Origin of the sequence: Mycobacterium sp. UM_Kg27 (assembly GCF_000972905.1) — a bacterium.
In the GTDB taxonomy this organism is placed as follows: Bacteria; Actinomycetota; Actinomycetes; order Mycobacteriales; family Mycobacteriaceae; genus Mycobacterium.
Genome location: NZ_JRMM01000186.1, coordinates 1 through 6,292, shown reverse-complemented (window position 1 = coordinate 6,292; position 6,292 = coordinate 1). Strand labels below are relative to the sequence as shown.

Below are 6,292 nucleotides of genomic sequence, written 5' to 3'. Positions count from 1 at the left end.
GCCGCCGACTCCGGCGTGGCACGCGGATGACGCTGCAAAAACCACGCACTGAACTCCGCCACCGAAGCCCCGCTAGGCGGCCGCGACAATCGTTCGAACATACGTTCGATTATAGCTGAATCCACTGACAAGATGTGGGCGAAGCAGGGCGAGGGGGTCTAGCCAAGCTCCCAGACCGCGGTGACGGTGAAGCTCACGGTCTGCTGGCCCGGCTCGACCGGGGGAGCGGCGGCCATCGCGCGGGGCATCGGCATCCCGACCGGCGTCGGCGGCGCCTCGCCGGCGATCTCGGAGATTGAGATCACCTGACCGAGCCGCAGGCCCGACAATTGGGCGTACTGCTCGGCGCGGTCCCTGGCGTCGTTGAAGGCCCGCTCCCGCGCGCCACGCACCAGCGCCGAATCGTCCTCGATGGAGTAGCTCACCCCGTTGATTCGGGTGGCGTCGCCGCCGGCTCGCACGATCACCGCCAGCACCTGGGAGGCTGAATCGCGCTCAACCTTGACCCGGATGGTGTTGGCGGCCCGGTAGCCGGTGATGTTGGCCGACCCGCTGGCGTCGGTATTGCTGTACTGCGGCTGCAGGCTCACCTGGGTGGTGCTGATGTCCTTGCGGTCCACGCCGGCATCCACCAGCGCGTCGATCACCGCCTGCTGACGCTCGCTGGTCTGGTTCATCGCGCTGGTGACATCTGCGGCGACGAACTCGATACCCGCCTCGGTGGTCAGCGTGTCGGGAACCCCCTGGACCTCGCCGGTGCCCACGACGGTCACCTGACGCGGTATGTCCGTCCCGCCACCGCCCGGCGCGGCATCGCAGCCGGCCATCGCGAGGGCGACCACGCCTGCCAGCACCATCGTCATCGACCAGCGGAGAACCATCCGGGCACTGTGTGTCGGCATGCCTGGCACCCTATCGGAGTCGATGCAGACACCGGCGAAAAAGACTCATGCGGCACACTGAGGCGATGACCACCGCGCCGTCGCGAGTACTGTCCAACGCCATTGAGCCGTTCGCGGGCCAAGTGTACTTCTCCCCGGAGTGTCACCGCGGTTATGCGGCACTCGGTTTCGGCGCCAGCCCCGCAACAGCCGGCGGGGTCGAAATGCCGGACGGGCCGGCCTACTTCTGTAGTCGCGGTTCCGCGCTGGGGCAGGCGCCCGGCGACGTGATCGCCGCGACATTCGGAGTGTTCAATCCGGCCGTGGTCGTTCCCGCAGTCGGCTACGGCTGGAAGCTGACCGACGCGCCGACCATTCGGGCGGCGCGCACCGAAGGGGCGGTGGCGCAGCTGCGCCGGGTCTTGGGGGCAGCCCCCGACGGCATCGAGCGCGCGGTGGAATTGCTGCGCGGCGCTACGGATGGCCTCTCGGTGGCGGGCAAGCCGCTGTTCGCCGGGCTGGTTGCCGGTGGGCTGGTTGGTGAGCCGTTGACCGATGCTTGGCTGCTGGCGGACCAGCTCCGCGAATTCCGCGGCGACGCACACATCAACGCCTGGGTCGCAGCGGGATTCGATGCGGTCGAGATCGGGCTGATCACCGAGCTCTATCGCGGATTCCCGCCGCGCACCTACGTCCGGTCCCGGGCCTGGAGTGATGAGCAGCTGACCGCCGGCGAGGAGCGCCTGGCCGCGCGTGGCCTGGCTCGTGACGGGGTGCTCAGCGATGCCGGGCGCACCGCCCGCGAGGCGGTAGAGACTGCAACGGATGCGGCTTGTGCCCCGCTCATCGCCCGCCTCGGCGACGACTTGGGCGAACTGGTCGAGCTGGTCGGCGCGTGGTCGAAGCAACTGGTCGACGCCGGCGGCTTCCCGGCCTGAAGTCTAGGGCGTGACCAGGATCTTGCAGTGCCGGTCGGGATCGGCCAGGTCATCGAAAGCGGCACCCACGCCGTCGAGTCCGACCTCGCCGGTGATCAGCGGAGCTACGTCGATCCGGCCCTCGGCGATTTCCCGCAGTGATGCGGCGAACTCCTCCGGCTTATAGGCCAGGACGAACTGCACGCTGATCTCCTTGGCGATGCCGAAGAACGGGTGCACGGTGTCGGGTTCCATGCACACCCCGGCCACCACCAGCCGGCTGTGCACCGGCGCGCGCCGCAGCACGTCGTCGATGATCCCCGGCATGCCGACCGCCTCGAAGATCACGTTCGGAGTGACGGTGTCGAACGGCGACCCCTGCGCGGGGTCGAGAGTGCGATGCGCGCCCGTGGTCGTGGCAATGTCCCGCCGGACGGTCGAATAGTCAGCGGCCACAATGTCTTCCACGCCTGCGTTCCGCAAAGCTGCGACGATCGCCATCCCGATCGGTCCGCAGCCCAACACCAGCGCAGTCTCGCCGGCCACGATGCCGGATCTGTTGACCGCATGCAGGCCCACGGCCATCGGCTCGGTCAGTGCGGCATGGCGGGGATCCAGCCCGTTGGGGATCGGCACCAGCAGCGGAGCCGACAGCACCATCTTCTCGGCGTAGCCGCCCAATGTCGTGTTGGAGTAGACGATCGGTTCAATACCCTTGGCGGCCAACAAGGCCGGGATGGAGGTGACCGGCGTTCCGGCGGGAAAGGTCTCGGTTCCCGGGCCGGCCTGCAGCACGGTTGCGCTGAACTCGTGGCCCATGAAGATGTCGGCGTCCAGGTCGACCGATGCCCGCGAGGACGGGCTGCCGGACATGGCCTGCGTCGCGGCCAGTACTTGCTCGCCATGTGAGGCGAAGTGCAGGTCAGACCCGCAGATGCCGCATGCCGTCACTGCGACGAGCACCTGGCCCGGACCCGGGGTCGGCTCCGGCACGTCGTCGCGGTAGATCATCCGCCCGTTGCGCAGCACCGCCGCGCGCATCACTGTGCACTATTCGTGTCGGGGGGCGCGGACTCGGCCACATGCTCGACGACGGCGTTCGTGATCGCCTCGCCGACCCGGCCGAACAACGTGTCGCGCATGCCCCGGGCCCACTCGTGTGATGCCCTGGGTGCGGTCAGTTGGCCCCTGAAGTGCGGAATCACCTTGCGGGCCAACAGCTCGTAGCTGTGATAGGTGGCCTCGGGTGAGGCCCAGTCGTGCCCCAGGAACAGCAAGGTGCCGAAGCCGCCGGAGCGCTCCAGCAGGCCGGTGATGTGTTCGATCGCGTCATCGGGGGTGCCGATGCAGCTACTCCCGGCAGCGGCGTAGGCCTCGACGAACTCGGTCGGCGTCTGCGGTGAGCCTTCGACTTCGCTGGCCAGCGGTACGAACCCGGCCGCGCCGAAGTAGTTCGCGAAATCCTGCAGCCCGTAGGTGCAGTCGGCGATCGCCTGCTCCCGGGTGTCGGCGATGTGCATGATGCTCAGCACCCGCCAGTCGTTGCGGTCCGGTTCGTCGCGCCCGGCTTTCGCGGCTTGATCGCGCACCACTTCCCAGGTCTTCTCCAGAGCCGCAAACCCGCCCGGCACCGACATCGACAGCGACAGCAGTGAGGTGCCCAGCGCGCCGGCCAACCGCGGCCCGGACGGCGAAATCATGGCGGCCGCGGACACTTCTGGGTACGGCCAGGTGTAGGGGCGAATGTGCAGGGACGCGTCACGCAGGGTGAACCAGTCCGAATGCCGGGTGATCAGCTCACCCGGCTCGGCTCGGAACAGCGCCAGGATCGCCTCCAGGGACTCCTGCATCATCCGGCGCTGTTCTACGGGATCGATGCCCATCATGTGGGCGTCGGTGGGCAGCGCGCCCGGTCCGGCGCCGAACATCACCCGGCCGCGAGTCAGGTGATCCAGCAGAACCCAACGGTCGGCCACCATCAACGGGTGGTGATACGGCAGCGAAACCACGCCGGTGCCCAGCCGGATGTGCTTGGTGCGCTCCGCGGCCGCGGCGATGAAGACCTCGGGACAGGCGATCAGTTCGTAGCCGCCCGAATGATGCTCCCCGAACCAGGCTTCGTCGAAGCCTAGCCGGTCCAGCGCGACGACGCGCTCCAGGTCGTATTCCAATGCGACCGTGGGTGATTGACCCAACGCGTGAAACGGGGTGATGAAGACCCCGAAACGCAACGGCCGGGCGGTCACAGCTGCACCCCGCTCACGAATTCCAGCAGCTCCGCGTTGACCTCGTCGGGCCGCTCCTGCTGCAGCCAATGGCCGGCGCCGTCGATGATCACCTCGCGGTAGGGGCCGGTCACCAGCTCGGCGGCCCGATCGCGGCGGGTGAAGGCCAGCACCGGATCTGCCGACCCGGCGATGAACAGGGTGGGAATGTCGATGGTGGCGGCGGGTGGAGTGGTCATGATCTCCCAGTTGCGGTCGAGGTTGCGGTACCAGTTCAGTCCGCCGGTGAACCCGGTGCGGGTGAACTCGGCGACGTAGTGATCCAGTTCGTCGGCGCTGATCCAGTCCGGGCGCGCCGCCGGCTCGGCGAGTCGATCGATGAAGCCCATCGGCCCAGGCGCCGTCATCAGCAAAGCCGATTCGCGATCGCCTGGACTGAGGCTGCCCATCATCCGGCGCATGGTGCGGGCCGGATCGGAATCCAATTCCGCGTCGGCCACACCCGGCTGCTGAAAATAGAGCATGTAGAAAAAATTCTCGCCGAAGATATTGCGAAACGCCTCCGTCGGAGGAACCTGTGGGCGGGGCACCGGCGGCACACTGAGCCCCACCACGCCGGCCACCCGTTCCGGGTGCAGCTGCGCGGCGCTCCACACCACCGGGCCGCCCCAGTCGTGGCCGATCCAGATCGCACTCTGGGCGCCGACGTCGTCCAACAGCCCGACCAGGTCACCGGTGAGCGAGGCGATGTCATAGGCCGCGATTTCGTCCGGCCGTGACGAGCCGCCGTAGCCGCGCTGATCGGGGGCCAGAACGTGGAATCCCGCGTCGGCCAGCGCCGGAATCTGATGGCGCCACGAGAAGGCCAATTCGGGGAATCCGTGGGCCAGCAACACCACGGGGGCGCCACGCTCACCCGCCTCGGTGACCCGCAGGGTCACGCCATTGGTGTCGACAAAACGTTGAGTTGCTCGTTCGATTACGGGAGCCACCGTCACACCAAAGCACAACCGGGCCGCGATCGAACAGGGTTCCCGAGTCCGGCCAGGCAGGTTAACCGCAAGGGGCGGTAGCCTGAACATGCCCAGCTGCACGTATTGGAAGGATTTGGCCGCGTCCGGCCGATGTCTGATGAATCGCAAAAACGTGATCCGCACCGTAACCGCGATCGCAGTGGTGTTGCTGCTCGGTTGGTCGTTCTTCTATTTCAGCGATGACACCCGCGGATACAAGCCGGTCGACACCTCGGTGGCGGTGGCCCAGATCCACAGTGGCAACGTCAAAAGCGCGCAGCTCGACGACCGCGAGCAGCAGCTACGCCTGGTCCTGAAGACCCCGCTCACCAGCGTTGAGGCGACCGACAAAGCCGGCAAGGCGGGCAAGGCCGACAAGCCCGGCCGGTCCGAGAAGGTCGACAAGCTGATCACCAAGTACCCGACCGGGTACGCCGTTCCGCTCTATACCGCGCTGACGGCCAAGAAGGCCGAGATCAACACCGTGGTGAACCAGGGCAGCCTGCTCGGATCACTGCTGATCTACATGTTGCCGATGTTGCTGCTGATCGGCTTGTTCGTGATGTTCTCCCGGATGCAGGGCGGCGCGCGGATGGGCTTCGGTATGGGCAAATCCCGGGCCAAACAGCTGGGCAAGGACATGCCCAAGACCACCTTCGCCGACGTCGCCGGCGTGGACGAGGCGGTCGAGGAGCTCTACGAGATCAAGGACTTCCTGCAGAACCCGGGCCGCTACCAGGCACTGGGCGCCAAGATCCCCAAGGGCGTACTGCTCTACGGCCCGCCCGGTACCGGTAAGACGCTGCTGGCCCGTGCGGTTGCCGGTGAGGCGGGCGTGCCCTTCTTCACCATCTCCGGCTCGGACTTCGTGGAGATGTTCGTCGGTGTGGGCGCCTCCCGGGTGCGGGACCTGTTCGAGCAGGCCAAACAGAACAGCCCGTGCATCGTGTTCGTCGACGAGATCGACGCGGTCGGCCGCCAGCGCGGCGCCGGCATGGGCGGCGGGCACGACGAGCGTGAGCAGACCCTCAACCAGTTGCTGGTGGAGATGGACGGGTTCGGCGAGCGCGCCGGGGTCATCTTGATCGCGGCCACCAACCGGCCAGACATCCTCGACCCGGCGCTGCTGCGGCCCGGTCGGTTCGACCGTCAGATCCCGGTGACCAACCCCGACATCGCGGGGCGGCGGGCAGTGTTGCGGGTGCATTCGGCGGGCAAACCGATCGGCCCTGACGCTGATCCTGTCTCTTATACAC

General features: G+C 67.4%; 6 protein-coding genes. 2 read left to right on the top strand and 4 right to left on the bottom strand.

The window, feature by feature from the left end; all coding sequences use genetic code 11:
• Nucleotides 1-158 precede the first annotated feature (158 nt).
• Nucleotides 159-902, bottom strand: coding sequence for an SIMPL domain-containing protein (locus LI94_RS19745; protein WP_046302263.1), 744 nt, complete (start codon nt 900-902; stop codon nt 159-161).
• A gap of 65 nt (nt 903-967) precedes the next feature.
• On the opposite strand from LI94_RS19745, the gene LI94_RS19740 reads away from it, so the two are divergent.
• Nucleotides 968-1,819, top strand: a complete 852-nt coding sequence (locus tag LI94_RS19740) for a hypothetical protein (protein WP_052739990.1) — start codon at nt 968-970, stop codon at nt 1,817-1,819.
• A 3-nt stretch (nt 1,820-1,822) separates the two neighbouring features.
• Here LI94_RS19740 and LI94_RS19735 read toward each other — a convergent pair whose 3' ends face one another.
• The 3 genes from LI94_RS19735 to LI94_RS19725 are packed head-to-tail and all read right to left on the bottom strand — an operon-like array spanning nt 1,823 to nt 5,003.
• Nucleotides 1,823-2,839 carry a zinc-binding dehydrogenase gene (locus tag LI94_RS19735; RefSeq protein WP_046302261.1) on the bottom strand — a complete coding sequence of 339 codons (1,017 nt, stop codon included), beginning with the start codon at nt 2,837-2,839 and terminating at the stop codon, nt 1,823-1,825.
• Nucleotides 2,839-4,044, bottom strand: coding sequence for an LLM class flavin-dependent oxidoreductase (locus LI94_RS19730; protein WP_046302260.1), 1,206 nt, complete (start codon nt 4,042-4,044; stop codon nt 2,839-2,841). The genes LI94_RS19735 and LI94_RS19730 overlap by 1 nt, the downstream gene beginning before the upstream one ends.
• On the bottom strand, nt 4,041-5,003 hold the full coding sequence (locus LI94_RS19725) for an alpha/beta hydrolase (protein ID WP_046302264.1): 963 nt from the start codon (nt 5,001-5,003) through the stop codon (nt 4,041-4,043). The genes LI94_RS19730 and LI94_RS19725 overlap by 4 nt, the downstream gene beginning before the upstream one ends.
• A gap of 151 nt (nt 5,004-5,154) precedes the next feature.
• On the opposite strand from LI94_RS19725, the gene LI94_RS19720 reads away from it, so the two are divergent.
• Nucleotides 5,155-6,292 (top strand): FtsH/Yme1/Tma family ATP-dependent metallopeptidase (locus tag LI94_RS19720; protein WP_046302259.1); only part of this gene is annotated, 1,138 nt, incomplete at its 3' end.